This is a genomic window from Cellulophaga baltica 18 (assembly GCF_000468615.2).
Classification (GTDB): Bacteria; Bacteroidota; Bacteroidia; order Flavobacteriales; family Flavobacteriaceae; genus Cellulophaga; species Cellulophaga baltica.
The window spans coordinates 512,938-531,128 of record NZ_CP009976.1 but is presented as its reverse complement, the minus strand read 5'-3'; the positions used below and the strand labels follow the sequence as shown (position 1 = coordinate 531,128).

Here is an 18,191-nt window from a genome sequence, read left to right as displayed (position 1 = left end):
AAAAAATAGAATATGAAAAAATATATAGTAGTACTCATGGTATTGACAGGAGTCATTGGTATCCATTCTTGTTCAGAAAAAGATTTGGAGTTATCTAACCCTAATCAATTATCACCAGAAACATATTTTGCTAATGAAGCGCAAGTACAGGCAGCAGTAAATGCTTCTTATGCTAATTTACAAACAGTAGCTTTGTATGGTAGGCTAATGTGGTACATGTTAGATAACATGTCTCACGAGCAAACTCCAAACGGACAGCAAGAAGCAGATAAAGTCACTTTTTATGATTTTACTTATGACTCCAGTAATGCGCAGATTGCAGATTTTTGGGATAGCTGTTTTAGAGGAATAAACAAGGCAAATTTTGTGATTGGGAATCAAGAAAAAATCAATGAAATTCCTGAAAATTTATTATCAGCCTCTAGAAAAAGAAAATTTATTGGTGAAGCTAGATTTTTAAGAGCTAATTATTATTTTATGTTAGTCAATAGGTTTGGTAATGTGCCTCTTTTAAATGGTGATAATACCCAGCCAGAGGGGAAGCCTATTAGCCCTAAAGCAGCTGTTGTAGCACAAATTATAGATGATTTAACCTATGCAAAAGCTAATTTATTATCAAAGTCTGAAGAGGAAAATGGTAGAGCTACAAAAGGTGCTGCTCAGGCATTATTAGGGAAAGTTTTATTATACGAAAAACAATACGGCCCTGCATTGTCAGCCTTTAGAGAAATGTCTGGATATGCTTTAGAAGCAGATTACTATGATAATTTTAAAGAAGAAACAGAGCATGGTATAGAGTCTGTTTTTGAAGTAGAATATGATTTGGCTTTAGGAACCGGTGCAAAATGGGATAGTAATGTTATTGGCGCAGGACAGAATCATGCTACTTTCAGAGGCCAAGATTACGGGAATTTGGACTGGTTTAATGTATATCCATCAGATGATTTATTAGCAGAATTTGAGGCAGATGATAGTCGCTTTGCAGGTAGCTTTTATGTAGTTGGCGATACCTATTTGGACGGTACCAAGACAATGGAAGAAGGTAATTTTGCAGAAAATGGTGGAAATATTAGACCTGCCGCTTGGAAGAAATATCAAAATTATTACAAGCAACAATCAGAAAATCAAGAATCGGGTATCAATGCAAAAGTGATACGTTATTCCGATATTTTATTGATGATGGCAGAATGTGCAAATGAAGTAGAATCGCAAGCAGTAGCTGTAGGTTTTATTAACAGAGTACGTGCTAGAGCAGGAGTTTCTGCTTTGGCAACTTCACTAAATAAACAACAAGTTTTTGACGCTATTGTTCACGAACGTAAAGTAGAATTAGCTGGAGAACAAGTTCGTTTTGATGATTTATTACGATGGGGTAGAGCAAGTGCATTCCTGGCTGGAACAAATTTTCAATCTGGAAAACATGAATTATGGCCTATACCAGATAGAGAGATTGCATCAAATCCTAATGTAAGCTCTGAAGATCAAAATCCAGGATATTAGTAGAATTAGTTAGTGAGTTAACTTGAGTTTAACGGTGTGGGATTTTTTCTGCACCGTTTTTCTAGTATTTCAATGTTTCATTAAAAATTATACGCCATATGAATAAGAATTCATTTTTATCGCTTTTTGTTTTTAGTATGCTTTTGGTACTTGGTTGCTCTGAAAAAACAATTTCAAAAAAAGGAAAATTATTTAGCTCAAAACTACCTTCGGAGACCGGAATAAATTTTCAGAATACACTCATAGAAAATGATAGTCTTAACTATTTTACCTACACCTATTTATATATGGGAGGCGGTATTTCTGCAGGAGATATTAATAATGATGGTTTAATAGATCTCTATTTTACTGGAAATCAAGTCTCTAATAAATTATACCTAAACAAAGGCAATTTGCAATTCCAAGATATTACGGCTACCGCTGGAGTTTCTGGAGATGAACGTTGGTACACGGGTACTACCATGGCCGATGTTAATGGTGATGGTTTACTTGATATTTACTGTTCGGTAAGTGGAAAATTTACTCCAAAAAACAACCAGCTTTTTATAAATAATGGAGACGGAACTTTTACTGATAAAGCAAAAGAATACGGAGTAGATGATATTGGAAACAGTGTACAAGCTACTTTTTTTGATTATGATAAAGACGGCGATTTAGATTTATATGTGGCCAATTATCCTCCAACCAAATTTGATGCGCCTGTATTTTTATATCAGGAGAATATGAAAAATGTATCAGATCTTAAAACAGATCATCTCTACCGGAATGATGGAGCAATGTTTACCGATGTTACAGACCTAGCAGGATTGCGATCTTTTGGTTTGTCATTGAGTGCTACCGTTGCCGATATTAATAATGATTCGTGGCCAGATGTCTACATTTCTAATGATTTTAGTAGTCCTGATTATATGTACTTGAATAATGGCGATGGTACTTTTAAAGAGGTGGTAAAACAAGCTACTTCGCACACCTCTTTTTATGGAATGGGTGTAGATATTGCCGATGTTAATAATGATGGGCATCTAGATATTTTTCAAGTAGATATGGATGCGAACACCAATAGAAGAAAAAAAGCGAACATGGCAAGTATGAACCCTACTTTATTTTGGAATGTGGTAGATGCTGGGTTTCATTATCAATACATGCAAAATAGCTTTCAACTCAATTCAGGGATATATGAGGAGGGTATTCCATTTTTTTCAGACGTATCTCGTATTACTGGAACTTCTTCAACAGACTGGAGTTGGGGTCCGCTCTTTGCAGATTTTGATAATGATGGAGAAAAAGATTTGTTTGTAACCAATGGTACACGGAGAGAAATAAACAATAATGATTATTTTAATACGCTAGATTCTATACAAGATATCCAAAGTCAATTAGTAGCACTGAGTCAGAACATCCCTTCGGAAAAACTTGATAATTTTATCTTTAAAAATAAAGGAAATCTAGAATTTGAACTTGCTAATCAAGAGTGGGGAGTAGAATTTGAAGGGTTTTCTAATGGTGTAGTTTATGCCGATTTAGATAATGATGGAGATTTAGAAATTGTTACCAATAATATTGACGACCATGCCAGCCTTTTTGAAAATTCAGCTTCAACATCTGGGAATTATTTAAAAATTAAATTTGAGGGAGAAGCTGCAAATAGCTTTGGTTTAGGCAGTAGAGCTAGCATCACTACAAATGGTACTACACAAATGCAAGAACTTACTTTAACAAGAGGATTTCAATCTTCGGTAGCACCAGAATTACATTTCGGATTGGGTTCAGCGACTACAATTGATACTTTGAAAATAGTTTGGCCTAATGGAAAAATACAAGAATTAAAAAACGTTAAAGCAAATCAGACCCTAGTAGTACATCTAGCTGATGCTAAACGGGCTATCGAAAAAGAAGTAGAATTAGAGTTACAATTTTCTAAAGCGCTGTCTGTTTTTCCAACCTATACGCATCTTGAAAATTCCTATGATGATTTTAAAGATCAAATTTTGCTACCTCATAAAATGTCTTCCTTTGGTCCTGCGCTAGCGGTGGGCGATTTAAATAATGATGGCCTAGATGATTATTTTATTGGAGGTGCTAAAGGTACTATTGGAGCCTTGTTTTACCAGAAAAACGGGAGTTTTGAACAGCAAGAAAGTTCTTTTTTAGAAATGGATAAGCAAAGTGAGGATGTGGGAGCCTTAATATTTGATGCTGATAATGATGGTGATAATGATTTGTATGTGGTGAGTGGTGGTTATGAGTTTTCTACCACAGCAAAAGAACTCCAAGACAGAATATACCTCAACGATGGTTATGGCAATTTTACGAAAAGTAAACACGATGCACTTCCTAGCATGTTGGTGAGTGGCTCTAAAGTGTATAGTGGCGATTTTGACCTAGACGGAAAACAAGATATTTTAGTGTTAGGAAGGCAAACTCCAGGAAATTACCCTTTGCCCACCACCACGTATTTGCTTAAAAATGTGAGTGAAGGTAGTACGGTGAAATTTGAGCATTTTACGAGTATGCAACCTAAAGAATTTTTTGAATTAGGGATGGCTACAAGTGCCGTAATTACAGATTATAATAATGATAAACGGGCAGATATTATTATTGTGGGAGAGTGGATGCCTATTCGGGTATTTAAAAATACACCTAACGGATTTGTAGAAACCTCAAAAGAATTGGGTCTTACCAAAGATACTGTCGGATGGTGGTGGACCATAAATCAAGGCGATTTTGATGGCGATGGCGATATGGATTATGTCTTGGGTAATAACGGTAAGAATTATAAGTACAAGGCTACATCTGAGGCAACTTTTGACATTTTTGTGAATGATTTTGATAAAGATAATAGGAAAGATATTGTACTAAGTTATTACAATGAAGGCAAGCAATATCCACTCCGAGGTAGAGAGTGTTCATCACAACAAATTCCAGGAATAAAAAAGAAGTTTCAAAATTATGAAAGTTTTGCAGGGGCCACTTTAGAAGAGGTATATACAGAGGCGTCATTAGAAAATGCCTTGCATTATCAAGTGAAATCTTTTGGGAGTGTGTACTTAGAAAATAAAGGAGATCAGTTTGTAATACATCAATTGCCTGCCGCAGCTCAACATTCAAATACCACACAGTTTCTGGTAAAAGACATCAATAAAGATGGTTTTTTAGATGTGATAGGAGCAGGGAATTTATTCAGTTCAGAAGTAGAAACACCTAGAAATGATGCTGGTATTGGATACTATTTGCAGGGCAATGGCAAAGGAGCATTTACGCCTATTGCAGCCACTACATCAGGTCTTTTTCTGCCGGGAGACGTAAAAGATATGAGCTTTATTACCGCAAATAATCAGTCATATATCTTGGCAGTTAAAAATAATGATGAGATCCAAGCAGTAAAGCTAAAACCCTAACAAGGTAGAAATGTTGCATATACTTCAGAAACGTTGAATTTACGGCTTTTTTTAAGTGCAATGCTTCATTTTTAATAGAGAATGTTTCATTTCTAATATCCATTAATCTCCTTAATAAATACATTTGAAAGACTCCGGTTTCTCTAAAAATTAAATTTTTTAACACCCATTAAAAAACAGAGGTATCGTAAACTAAAACTCAAAATAAAATACTAATAATCAATTACTCAACTATGAAAACAACTAAATTACTACTTACTTTATTTATAAGCATTATGCTATTTTCTTGTGAAGAAGATGATAGTGTAAATGTTGTAGAACTATCAGAGGCACCTTCTTTTACTGCCACTGTTTCTCCAGAAGATTCTGGACTTTATTATTTTGAAAACACCACTCCTAATAAGGGCGACTTTTATAGTTATTTTGAGATTTCAGATGCTAATGTAAAGTATAATGGAAACGAAATTCTAGAATATGCTTTTGGCAGTTCAGGGACAAAAACAATAACCCTTACCGTAATAGGTACCTATGATAATGACGTGGTTACTCAAGAAATTGATGTGGTATTACCACCGCCATCAGATGTTCGTGTAATTACAAATCCTGAAAACTTATTTGCAAACGGGTATTTATTAGAAGGTGAAGGAGATGAATTTACCAATTGGAGTAAAAATAATGGAGCTGCGAATATGACAGCAGAAGCTACAGATGTTTTGGTAGGATTCCGAGCACTGAAAGTTTCAAATTCAGAAGAAGGTCCAGAAGAATGGAAAGTCCAATTTGTAAGCGATCCTACGCCAACAGTGGTAGATGAACAATATACAGTTTCTATGTGGTTAAAAGGTGCTCCAAATGAAGTACGTTTTTCAACCAACCCAGGAGTTGGGGGAGATCAGTACGCAGGCGGGTATACCATTACAGAAGATTGGACCCAATATTCTTGGACATTTACAGCAAATAGTGCTACTACCATTGTAGCCCTAGATATGGGAAAATCATTAGGGACCTTTTTAGTAGATGCTATAGAATTAGTGCCGGGTACAGCTGCTTTGCCATTACCGGCTAATGACAGTGCTTTATTAAATGGAGATTTAGAAGAAGGTGATGGCGCTGATTTTGCAAACTGGAGTCAAAATAATGGTGCAGATAATATGACGGAAGAATTAACCAATGTATTAAGTGGTAGTAGAGCTCTTAAAGTGTCTAATGCAGAAGAAGGTCCAGAAGAGTGGAAAGTGCAATTTGTAAGTGATGCATTTGATACAGAATCTGGTGCAACGTATACTGCTTCCATTTGGATAAAGGGTGCAGGAGCAGAAGTTCGGTATTCCACAAACCCCGGATTAGGAAATGAGCAATATGCGGGAAACTATACTGCTACAGATGAATGGACTAAGTATTCTTGGACCTTCACTGCAAATACAGCTACGACACTTCTATCATTGGATATGGGTAAATCTGCAGCTACTTTTTACGTAGATGCAATCAAAGTAGTTAAAGACTAATATATCAACATAAAAAAAATATAATGATTAAAATATCTAAATTTTTAATAGCTACATTTTCACTCCTTGTGGCAGTATCTTGTAGTAATAATGATCCTGGAGAAGATAGGGAGCCCGTAATTCCAGTGAATAAAATACAGGCTAGTTTTGATTTTGAAGTTTCAGATGCCGATGCAAACCTTCTTTATTTGAATAATACCACTTTGGGTTCAGGAGAATTTACCAGTGTGTGGGACTTTGGAAAAGGCGGTGCAACTGTAAACGACGCTGCCGGTAAAGAGGAAGTTCGTTATGATGAGATAGGAGAATATACAGTGACACTTACGGTAACTAATGCAGCAGGAAGTACGTCTACCAGTAAAAAAATTATTGTAGACGAAGACGGTATTTGTCCTAATGGAGTGTGTAGTTCGGGATCAGGTTCTTTAAAAGATGCAGCAACTACTTTTTCAGTAGGGATGATTACTAGAGCGAGTTACATTAATGGAGGCGGACAACATACCGCGCTATTAAAGCAAGAATTTAATAACCTATCTTCTGAATATGAAATGAAGATGAATATAATGTACCCATCAGAAGATACATATGATTTTTCTGCAGGAGATGTTATCGTTGCTTTTGCTCAAGAAAACAACATGAATGTACACGGTCACTCACTAATCTGGCATAATGCTACTCCTAGTTGGGTAGAAGATTTTACGGGTACAGATGCAGAATTTGAGGCCATGGTAGAGGACTATATTACAACCACCATGAATCACTATAAAGGTAAAGTACGTTCTTGGGATGTGGTAAACGAAGCAATTGCCGATGATAACGGAAATGCTTTAAGAGGTTCTGTCTTTAAAGATAGAATGGGCGATGATTATGTAAGAAAATGTTTCCAATTCGCTAGAAATGCAGATCCAGATGCCTTACTTTTTTATAACGATTACAATTTTGCATCGAGTGCTACAAAAAGGGCTGCAATTTTTAATCTTATAGATGGCTTAGGAGATTTAATTGATGGCGCTGGTGCTCAAATGCACATTTCATATAACGGGCCTGCCGCATCAGATATTCAAGCAGTAGTAGATGGTACGGTATCTAGAAACTTATTAATGCATTTCTCAGAACTTGACATACGTGCTAATCCAGAAGAAGATGAAAGCGTTACGGCATTGTCTAGTACTAGAGCGGCACAACAACAAGCAAAATTCAAAGAAGTGGTACAGATTTATAACGCTATTCCTATTGATAACAAATTTGCCTTAACGGTATGGGGATTAAGAGATAATGAATCGTGGTTATTAGATTTTTGGGGTGTTCCAGATTGGCCATTATTATTTGATGAAAATTACAATAAGAAATTAGGCTATATAGGTTTCTTAGAAGGTTTAAATTAAGAAACAATCACGTATAACAAGCCGTCAAAATATTTTGTTTTTTGACGGCTTTTTTATGTTTAATTATGAAAAAAAGTATTTTAATAGTAAGCGTTATACTCACATTAACAGCTTGCTCTTCGGCAACGGAAAAAGACCAGAACGTACCAATTATTCCAGAAACTGTAGCAACTTGCGGAGACGGCATTAAAAATGGTTCAGAGACGGCAATAGATTGCGGGGGCGCTAGTTGTGTGCCTTGTGTTTCTGGAACAGTACTACTTCCAGAAAGTGGATACAATGCCCCCGAATCTTATGAAGGGTATGTTTTACTATGGAATGACGAATTTGAAACAGCGACCTTAAATAATAAAAATTGGAGCTTTCATAAGGGTAATGGCTGTCCAAATTTATGCGGGTGGGGAAATGATGAACTGCAATATTATACGGAAAAAAATCATGCGCTTAAAGATGGGAATTTAGTTATTACCGCTAAAAAAGAGAATCTAGAAGGTTATGGGTATACTTCTACAAGAATCCATACTGCGGATAAATTTGAATTTAAATATGGACGTGTAGATATTAGAGCCGCTATGCCTAGCGCAACGGGCACCTGGGCGGCATTGTGGTTGCTAAATAAAGAATACACCACTCAAGATCCTTCGGCGTGGTGGCCTAATGGGGGTGAAATAGATCTTATGGAGTATCTAGGAGAAGCGCCATCAGAACTATTAGGAACTGTGCATTATGGCCGTAATCTAGATAACCATCAATATAATTCGGTATATACCAATGCTCCCGAAGAAGATTTTACTACAGTATATCATGTGTTCTCTATCGTCTGGGAAGAAAATAAAATTACCTGGTTGTTAAATAATAAGCCTTACCATACAGTCACCCCCAAAGATACAAATGGGCAACCGTATCCTTTTAATGATACTTTTTATTTGGTAATGAATCTCTCCGTGGGAGGTAATTTGCCGGTACCACCAATTGCTTCGCAGTACCCGGCATTTTTAAGTATAGATTATGTGCGTGTTTTTCAGAAAAACTAATCGCGATAAGGATTTAAAGTTTCTATGCTACCATCTGCGCGATACGTTATTTCGGCCACCTTTACAGATCTTAAATGGGTAACTCCCTTAGATAAACTAGCGTCATGGTAGAATAAATACCATTTGTTCTCTACCTCACAAATAGAATGATGAGATGTCCACCCTACCACAGGGTTCAATATTCTTCCGCCGTAGGTGAAAGGGCCGTATGGTGTATCACCCATTGCATAACATATAAAGTGGGTGTCTCCGGTAGAGTAAGAGAAGTAATATTTCCCATTATATTTATGCAACCAGGCAGCCTCAAAAAAGCGACGATCATTATCGCCTGCTACTAGTAAGGTTCCATTTTCATCTAAAATTTCTATTTCTTTAGGCTTTTCTGAAAACTCCAATAAATCATTAGTCATTTTAGCTACATATGGGAGTAGTGCTGGTTCGTGGTCTTCCGGAAGAAAAGCGGTAGGACTATCGGGTTGTTCTGCATTAAATTGCCCAGTTCTCCAACGCTGTAATTGTCCACCCCACAGACCTCCAAAATACATATAATAGCTGCCGTCGTCATCTTTAAAAACGGCAGGGTCAATAGAAAAACTGCCTTTAATGGCTTCTGGTTGTGCTGTGAAAGGACCAGTAGGAGAATTACTTATGGCTACTCCTATTCTAAAAATACCATCATGTGCTTTTGCTGGAAAAAATAAATAATAGCGGCCGTCTTTTTCATTTGCATCGGGAGCCCACATTTGCTCTTTAGCCCAAGGTACATCATCTACGTGCAAAGCGACCCCATGATCTACCGCTTTACTATCTATAGAATCCATGGAAATTACATGGTAGTCTTCCATAGCAAAATGACTGCCTAGATCATCAAATGCTTCACCTGCATCAATATCATGAGAGGGATAAATATAAATTTTGCCATTGAATACATGTGCAGACGGGTCTGCAGTGTACATATGGTCAACTATAGGTTGAGAAATTGCTTTGGCGTTTAATACATCAAAATTGATGTTTTCAATAGATTCTTCTGGCATGACTTTTTTATTCTGTTGTACTAATTCTTCGTTGTTTTAAATCTTCTTCAATAGTAAGCTCCATCTTTTTATTAATAGGGTAGAACTTCAGGAGGATAATCCCTAAGAAGAATGGGATGGAGGCAAAGACACTCATAGAGATTTTAATTCCGTTTATGGTTACTATGTCTTGTACTTCTAGTGTAGCATCATAATTAAAATAACCTAAAAGTAGGGTTACAAAAGAACCCCCAAAGGTGAGTCCTAATTTTAAGCCTACGAGCATGGCAGAAAATATGATAGCGGTTGCACGTCGGTTATTTTTCCATTCAGAATAATCGGCAACATCGGCAATCATAGCCCATAACAAGGGAATGGTAATACCGTAAAAGAAACCATGTAAGATCTGTGTAGAAAATATAAGAATGATGGCATCAGGAGGATAGAAATAGAACACAACGATAAATAGAGTGGCTAAAAATAAGGCTACACCAAATACATCACGTTTACCATATGTATCGGCTAATTTTTTAGAAAATAGAATTCCGATGATCATGAATATAATTCCCCCGGCATTAAACACACTAAATCCATATCCAGGAGCATCATCCAGGTTAGAAATTCCAATATTTTCAAAGAAACTGATCAGATGAGGTTCACTTACATAGTTCTCAAAATAATAGATATACATTCCGCCTTTTAAAGCCAAAGAGATAAAAACGAGAGTCGTTAAAACAAGCATAATCAACCAAGGCTTGTTTTTAACCAAATCGGCTAAGTCTTCTTTTAAACTAGATTGATTTTCTTCTTTAGGAACAATGCGCTCTTTTGTAGTAAAAAAGGTAATTAATAAAAGTACTGTTCCTATAATGGCAAGGTAGGTCATTACTTTTTCCATCCCTATAGCTTGGTTGCCTTCACCTACATAATTTACCACGGGATATAACAGCACTTGAATCATAAATTGCGCTACCATTACGGCAACAAAGCGGTAAGACGAAATACTGTTACGTTCTGCCATGTTTCCCGTTATTACACCACTTAATGCGGAGTAAGGTAAGTTGTTTGCTGCATAAAACAGTAAGAGTAAGGTGTAGGTAATAAAGGCATATATAACCTTTCCTTGATCACTAAAGTCGGGCGTGCTAAAGGTGAGGATAGAGATAATTCCAAAAGGAACTGCGGTAAATAAAATCCAAGGTCTGAATTTCCCCCATCTAGATTTTGTTCTGTCAGCCAAGGCTCCTATAATCGGATTGAAAATAATAGCCGCAAATAAGCCAACAAAAAATATAATGGCGCTTGCTGTTCCGGTCGGGATTTTATAAATATCCGTATAGAAATAAGCTAGGAACGTCATTAAGGTTTGAAAGATAAGATTGGCAGAAAGGTCGCCTAAAGCATACCCTATTTTTTCTAAGGTGCTAAGTTTTTGTGAGTTTGAACTCATAGGAATCAGAGAATTATAAAATTCTGTAAGAATAGAATTGGTTAGTTGTTTTGTTTTAGCGCAATAATTTCGTGGTAGGCATCCTTAGGTTGGTAGGCTCTATCAAATAAAAGCGGGTAATTCGTTCGCCCATTTATTGGCCAGTTATTTAACCATGTTTCACGATCTGTTACGCCCCAAAAAGTAACTCTACTTATAGCGTCCTTATGTTTTAAAAAGAGGGAGAATAAATCTTTGTATCTAGCAGAGAGTGCCTTGTTAATAGAATCATTCATCCCATCGGTATAGGGATTCATCGTTACATCACCTTCATATATAGAATAGTCTTGTTCTACGGCCGCTCCGTCTAATTCCCAAGGGTTTGGGAGTGCAGTAACATCAAGCTCTGTAAACATTACCTTCACACCTAAAGCAGCAAAAGCTTCAATGCTATCTTCTATATCTTTAAGCGTAGGTCCCGGAATAGAATAATGGCCTTGCATTCCTACACCATCAATCTTAACACCTTTAGCTTGTAATTTTTTCACTAAGCGCACAACCCCTTCTCTTTTTTCTGGTTTCCATAAATTGTAATCATTGTATACCAGAAAAGCTTCCGGATCTGCTTTAGCTGCTTCAGTAAATGCAATTTCTAAGTAACTATCGCCCATCACATTGTATAATAGGGATGTTCTAAAACTACCATCTTCATTTAAAGCTTCATTTACGACATCCCAAGTAGCTATTTTACCCTTGTAACGAGAGACAATAGTATGTACATGATGCTTTATAATAGTTGCCATTTCTGTGCTATCTTTTATGCTATTCATCCAATCTGCAATTTGACTATGCCATACAAGGGTATGACCAACAATATGCATATCGTTTTCTAATCCAAGATTTACGTAAGCATCGGCTTCGTCAAAAAAGAAGGTGTCTTTCGCAGGATGTAGATACATCCATTTCATAATATTCTCAGGGGTAATGCTATTGTATTCTTTCGTGACAAGATTAAGTCCAAGTGTATCGGTCCTATTGATGTGACTACTATTAATGGCCGCTCCCATATAGAAATCATCAGCAAAAGCATTTTTTAAGCTGATGGGTGTTTGTTCTTTCACTTCGTTTTCTACTTCTTTTTTCTCCGTTTTACAACTAAAAAAGGTAAGTAACATTAAAAATAAGGGAGCAATTCTTAGCATGTTCTATTTGGTTTAATTAATTTTTTTAAAGGTATTTTTTTGATACTATAAACGGATACTAAGATTGAAGCAAACAGTAAAACATTTGTTGCACTTAGGGTGTTTAAAGGGGTATTCAGCCTTTTGACGACTGAAGGATATTTATTTTGCAGGTAATTTTTGAAGAAAATAACATGCTAAAAATGGAGGATGAAATTGGTATTTTTTCGCTCATTATTTCATGGAGTTTTACATGTTTGCTTTTTGAAGTTTCTAAATAATTTACGTAAACCTTTACGTAAGTCACCGTTTTAAAATGGTCTTTTAAGGCTGCAAACTTGTTCTTAGGGCGCTTGAGATTGTACGTAAGGCTTTTTTTGAGTAAAAAAAGCGGTGCTAAATTTGGAATCCCTAGCGCTCAAAACTCATTTTTATTTGGATGTTGGCTGGCTATGGCGCTAATTTTAGACGGCTAAGGAGAGGTTGTTATCACCTATCATTTGGCACGATTTGTTGCCTAGAAGGTGCAAAACAAGAAATTGCTTAAACAAGATGAGTCCGTAGACAAGAGTTTGTTTTCTTAAACAGCCTCAACGGCTCACGAACTACAAATTATAGATTCACAAACAATCAACAATCAACTTTAAAAAGGAATATGAAATTTTTTATTGATACAGCAAATTTAGAACAGATTAAGGAAGCACAAGCTTTAGGCGTATTAGATGGTGTAACCACCAACCCTTCTTTAATGGCAAAAGAAGGAATTACAGGGAAAGCAAACATCTTAAAACACTATAAGGATATATGTGCTTTGGTAGAAGGCGATGTTAGTGCAGAAGTAATTGCGACAGATTATGCGACCATGATTTCTGAAGGAGAAGAATTAGCCGCATTGCATCCACAAATTGTGGTGAAATTACCGATGATTAAAGATGGTGTTAAAGCGTGTAAGTATTTTTCAGATAAAGGTATTAGAACCAACGTAACCTTGGTGTTTTCTGCGGGGCAAGCTTTGCTAGCGGCAAAAGCTGGGGCTACCTATGTATCTCCTTTTTTAGGAAGGTTAGATGATATCTCTACAGATGGAATGCATCTTATTTCTGAGATTAGACTTATTTACGACAACTACAATTTTAGTACTCAGATTCTTTCTGCTTCTGTTCGCAATACGATGCATGTCATCAATTGTGCTAAAATAGGATCTGATGTCATGACCGGACCGTTATCCGCAATTTCAGGATTACTAAAACACCCTCTAACCGATAGTGGATTAGCACAGTTTCTAGCAGATTATCAAAAAGGAAATTAAACATGGAAATAGAACAATTAGAACAACAGGTTTCTCAAACTAGGAGAGATATTTTAAGAATGGTACACAAAGTAAGTTCAGGACACCCTGGCGGTTCTCTGGGTTGTACCGAATTTTTAGTTGCATTATATAATGAAGTGATGGACTTAAAAGAGCCTTTTACCATGAATGGTGTAGGGGAAGATCTCTTCTTCTTGTCTAATGGACATATATCTCCTGTTTTTTATAGCGTATTGGCACACAGAGGGTACTTTCCGGTAGCGGAGTTAGCTACGTTTCGCTTATTAAATTCACGCTTGCAAGGCCACCCAACTACGCATGAAGGCTTGCCAGGAGTACGTATTGCTTCAGGGTCTTTAGGTCAAGGCTTGTCTGTAGCACTTGGTGCTGCACAAGCAAAAAAGTTAAATAAGGATCCCCAATTGGTATACACCTTACATGGTGATGGTGAATTGCAAGAAGGTCAGAATTGGGAAGCAATTCTTTATGCTTCTGGGAAGAAAGTTGATAATTTAATTGCTACAATTGATTTAAATGGACAGCAAATAGATGGTGCTACGGAACAAGTAATGCCTATGGGCAGCATTAAAGCAAAGTTTGAAGCCTTTGGTTGGGATGTTTTAGATATTCCAGAAGGCAATGATTTAAAAGCTGTGCTAGAAGGATTAAAAGAAGCAAAATCTAGAACAGGAAAAGGAAAGCCTGTATGCATATTACTTCATACGGTTATGGGGAATGGCGTAGATTTTATGATGCATACCCATGCATGGCATGGCAAAGCACCTAATGATGAACAATTAGCAATGGGCTTAGCGCAGAATGCAGAAACTATAGGCGACTATTAATCCACTAGCTAGACATACAATTACTGAAATTATAGCATGAAAAAATATACATACACAGAAAAAAAAGACACCCGTAGTGGTTTTGGAGCAGGCCTAGCAGAATTAGGAAGAACCAACCCTAATGTGGTTGCACTTTGTGCAGATTTGATAGGTTCTCTAAAAATGGAAAAATTCATAGAAGAGAATCCAGAACGTTTCTTTCAAATAGGAATTGCAGAGGCCAATATGATGGGTATTGCTGCAGGATTAACCATAGGTGGTAAAATTCCGTTTACAGGAACTTTTGCGAACTTTTCTACGGGTAGGGTTTATGATCAGATTAGACAATCTATAGCCTATTCTGGTAAAAATGTAAAAATCTGTGCATCCCATGCAGGGTTAACTTTAGGAGAAGATGGTGCCACGCATCAAATTCTAGAAGATATAGGTTTAATGAAAATGTTACCGGGAATGACGGTAATTAATACCTGTGATTTCAATCAGACAAAAGCTGCAACTATAGCCATAGCGAATTATGATGGTCCCGTTTATTTGAGATTTGGAAGGCCTGTAGTGCCTGTTTTTATGCCTGAAGACACCTTTGAAATAGGAAAAGCTATACAATTAACTGAAGGTACAGATGTAACCATTGTTGCTACAGGCCATTTGGTTTGGGAAGCACTACAAGGAGCGGAAGCCCTAGAAGATCAAGGATATAGTGCTGAGGTAATCAATATCCACACCATAAAACCTTTGGATGATGCCGCAATACTAAAATCGGTAATGAAAACAGGATGTATCGTGACCGCAGAAGAGCATAATATCCTAGGCGGGTTAGGAGAAAGTGTAGCCCGATTATTAACGACACAATTACCAACGCCTCAAGAATTTATAGGGACTAACGATACCTTCGGAGAATCGGGTACACCAGCGCAATTGATGGAAAAATATGGTTTAAATGATAAAGCTATTGTAGCAGCAGTATTAAAAGTATTGAAGCGCAAAGGCTAAGTTTTGATAGGCATTAAGATACATCAGGTTAAAATTATAATAGGTTAAATAGAATTGAAGATGGGGAATGTTAAATGGGGAATTATAGGGTTAGGAAGTATTGCACATCAATTTTGTGAGGACTTAGCGTTGGTGGTAGATGCTGAAATTTATGCGGTTGCTTCACGAGATAGTACAAAAGCAGAAGAATTTCAACGTGCACATAAAGCGGTAAAAGCTTACGGAAATTATAATGCACTCTTGCAGGATCCTGAGGTAGATATCGTATATGTAGCGACACCTCATAACTCGCATGCAGCACTGAGTATGGCGGCTTTAGAACACGGCAAGCATGTATTGTGTGAAAAGCCTATCGCCTTAAACTATAGTCAAGCTTCACAAATGATTCAGGCTTCAAAAAAAGCTCAGAAATTTTTTATGGAAGCTTTTTGGACCCGTTTTAATCCCACGTTTAAAGAAGTACTTTCTAAAGTTCAAAATGGGGCCATCGGTACGGTAAACTATGTGAATGCTGAGTTTGCTTTTCCGATGCAAATTCCTAATGAGAGTAGAATGACCGATTTAGATTTAGGAGGCGGATCATTATTGGATATGGGAGTATACCCACTTTTTTTATCTTATATGATTTTCGGTAAACCGCAAAAAATATTAGCGTCTTCTAGTTTTTTTGAAACAGGAGCAGATCAACAGACCGCCATTATTTTGCAGTATGATCATGCACAAGCTATCCACCATAGTAGTTTTATGTCTGCTACATCCATGACGCCTACCATTAGTGGTACAGAAGGTTATGTTACAATTGATGCTATTTGGCATGAAGCGCAGGGGTACAGCATCACAAAAAATGATCAGGAAGAAAAATTTCAACTACCAACCCTAGGCAAAGGCTTTACCTATGAAATTGAAGAGTGCCATTCGTGTATTCAAAATAATAAAATAGAAAGCAGTATATGGTCTCATGAAAACAGCTTAGAATTAATTGCTATTGTAGATGAAGTACGATTGCAAACAGGATTAAAGTTTCCTGTTGCAGGGGAAATTTAATAGCCAACAATACATGAAGAAATCAATTCTTATCGCAATAGTAGTTTCCCTAGGAGGGTTTTTATATGGTTTTGATGCAGGGATTATTTCTGGAGTAATGAATTATGTGACTCCAGAATTTAATTTAACTAAATTCCAAGAAGGGTGGATTCCTAGTTCACCTCTATTCTCAGCCATGTTTGCCATGTTAATTGCCGGTAAATTAAGTGATATCGTGGGGCGCAAAAGCGTACTTATAGCGGTAGCATTTTTATATGCGTTATCTGCTGTATTATCTGCTTTTTCCATTTCGTATGAAATGTTGTACATCGCTAGAATGATAGGTGGCGTAGCTTTCGGCGCTGCATTGGTTATAGCACCCGTATATATTGCCGAGATTTCTTCTGCGGTTAATAGGGGTAAGTTGGTATCCGTACAGCAATTAAATATAGTTTTAGGGTTTTTTGCGGCCTTTTTAAGCAACTACTATTTTAACGCGACCTTCTCCTCAGGGACAAGTACTTTTCTGACTGAAGAGACCATATGGCGTTGGATGTTAGGGGTAGAGCTTTTACCAGCATTGCTCTATTTTATAGGAATGTTTTTCGTGCCTAAAAGTCCACGGTGGTTATTTGCTAACCATCAAAAAGAAGAAGGATTAAAGGCGCTAGTAAGTTTATACGGAGAAGAAAAAGCAGCGCTAGAGGCTAAAGCTATAACCCTGAGCTTAGCAAATAGCACTTCTAATGAAAAAATTAAGTTCAAAGAAATTTTTAAACCCTCTTTAAAAATAGTATTAACCATAGGAATTATTTTAGGAATCCTTCAACAGATTACTGGAATCAATGCCATCTATTATTATGCTACCGCAATCTTTAAGCAAACAGGTATAGGAACAGATGCTTCTTTTGCCTCTGGAATTTTACTGAGTTTTACCACGGTGGTTTTTACGGTTATTGCTATGTTTTTAATTGATAAAATGGGAAGAAGACCCTTATTACTCATAGGAGTTGGGGGTATTGCAGTAAGCATGCTTCTCTGCGCCTATGGTTTTAAGAATGCAACCTATAAAATAACTGCGGGAGCGTTGACAAAACTTAGCCCTGCAGATATTGCTAAAATAGATGTCTTGGGAGATACCGTATTTACGAGTGATGTTGCTTTTAAAAATGCGATGAAAACTGCGCTAGGCGATCAAGTCTATGCGAAGCATGAAGGCGATATTTTGGAAGCAGCAACAAGTATGAATGCAACACTTGTTTTAATAGGGGTTCTCGGTTTTATCGCTTGTTTTGCTTTTTCTCTTGGACCAGTTATGTGGGTAATGTTATCAGAGCTCTTCCCAACCAAATACCGTGGATTAATGATTGGTTTTGTGGGCTTTTTAAACGGATTAATAAGTTGGTTGGTCACTCAGATTTTTCCTTGGGAATTGGCAACCATCGGGAATGCATTTACCTTTTTAATGTATGGAGTGATTGCCGTAATAGGCTTTTTGATATTACTAAAAAAACTACCGGAAACCAAAGGAAAGACCTTGGAACAAATAGAACTAGACTTAGTCTCTAAATAGTAATAC

General features: G+C 36.9%; 13 protein-coding genes. 10 read left to right on the top strand and 3 right to left on the bottom strand.

What is annotated here, in order from left to right; all coding sequences use genetic code 11:
* The first annotated feature begins 12 nt into the window (after positions 1-12).
* The 5 genes from M666_RS02175 (at position 13) to M666_RS02155 (ending at position 8,822) form a co-directional block, all read left to right on the top strand.
* Entirely contained in the window at positions 13-1,500 is a 1,488-nt protein-coding gene (locus M666_RS02175; RefSeq protein WP_029444918.1) for a RagB/SusD family nutrient uptake outer membrane protein, read from the top strand.
* A gap of 98 nt (positions 1,501-1,598) precedes the next feature.
* Positions 1,599-4,898, top strand: coding sequence for a VCBS repeat-containing protein (locus tag M666_RS02170; RefSeq protein WP_029444917.1), 3,300 nt, complete (start codon positions 1,599-1,601; stop codon positions 4,896-4,898).
* Positions 4,899-5,131: 233 nt separating this feature from the next.
* Complete coding sequence (locus tag M666_RS02165; protein WP_082007875.1) at positions 5,132-6,403, top strand: carbohydrate binding domain-containing protein; 1,272 nt, start codon at positions 5,132-5,134, stop codon at positions 6,401-6,403.
* Positions 6,404-6,426: 23 nt separating this feature from the next.
* Positions 6,427-7,788 carry an endo-1,4-beta-xylanase gene (locus tag M666_RS02160; protein WP_029444915.1) on the top strand — a complete coding sequence of 454 codons (1,362 nt, stop codon included), beginning with the start codon at positions 6,427-6,429 and terminating at the stop codon, positions 7,786-7,788.
* Between the two features lie 65 nt (positions 7,789-7,853).
* Positions 7,854-8,822 carry a glycoside hydrolase family 16 protein gene (locus M666_RS02155; RefSeq protein ID WP_029444914.1) on the top strand — a complete coding sequence of 323 codons (969 nt, stop codon included), beginning with the start codon at positions 7,854-7,856 and terminating at the stop codon, positions 8,820-8,822.
* Here the strand turns inward: M666_RS02155 and M666_RS02150 are convergent.
* The 3 genes from M666_RS02150 to M666_RS02140 are packed head-to-tail and all read right to left on the bottom strand — an operon-like array spanning position 8,819 to position 12,466.
* Positions 8,819-9,856, bottom strand: a complete 1,038-nt coding sequence (locus tag M666_RS02150; RefSeq protein ID WP_029444913.1) for a glycoside hydrolase family 43 protein — start codon at positions 9,854-9,856, stop codon at positions 8,819-8,821. The genes M666_RS02155 and M666_RS02150 overlap by 4 nt on opposite strands.
* 7 nt (positions 9,857-9,863) lie before the next feature.
* A complete protein-coding gene (locus M666_RS02145) occupies positions 9,864-11,285 on the bottom strand; it encodes an MFS transporter (protein WP_029444912.1) in 1,422 nt (473 codons plus the stop codon).
* 41 nt (positions 11,286-11,326) lie between these two features.
* Positions 11,327-12,466: an endo-1,4-beta-xylanase gene (locus M666_RS02140; RefSeq protein ID WP_029444911.1), complete on the bottom strand. Its 1,140-nt coding sequence runs from the start codon at positions 12,464-12,466 to the stop codon at positions 11,327-11,329.
* A gap of 634 nt (positions 12,467-13,100) precedes the next feature.
* Between M666_RS02140 and fsa the strand changes: the two genes are divergently transcribed.
* From fsa to M666_RS02115, 5 genes are read left to right on the top strand one after another with little or no spacing between them, the layout of a single operon-like run.
* The gene (fsa, locus tag M666_RS02135; protein ID WP_029444910.1) at positions 13,101-13,754 is read left to right on the top strand and encodes a fructose-6-phosphate aldolase; all 654 of its coding nucleotides are present in this window, start codon (positions 13,101-13,103) and stop codon (positions 13,752-13,754) included.
* A gap of 2 nt (positions 13,755-13,756) precedes the next feature.
* Complete coding sequence (locus M666_RS02130; RefSeq protein ID WP_029444909.1) at positions 13,757-14,599, top strand: transketolase; 843 nt, start codon at positions 13,757-13,759, stop codon at positions 14,597-14,599.
* A 36-nt stretch (positions 14,600-14,635) separates the two neighbouring features.
* A complete protein-coding gene (locus M666_RS02125; RefSeq protein WP_029444908.1) occupies positions 14,636-15,589 on the top strand; it encodes a transketolase family protein in 954 nt (317 codons plus the stop codon).
* 60 nt (positions 15,590-15,649) lie between these two features.
* Positions 15,650-16,633, top strand: a complete 984-nt coding sequence (locus M666_RS02120; protein ID WP_029444907.1) for a Gfo/Idh/MocA family protein — start codon at positions 15,650-15,652, stop codon at positions 16,631-16,633.
* A gap of 13 nt (positions 16,634-16,646) precedes the next feature.
* On the top strand, positions 16,647-18,185 hold the full coding sequence (locus M666_RS02115) for an MFS transporter (RefSeq protein ID WP_029444906.1): 1,539 nt from the start codon (positions 16,647-16,649) through the stop codon (positions 18,183-18,185).
* Positions 18,186-18,191: the final 6 nt, after the last annotated feature.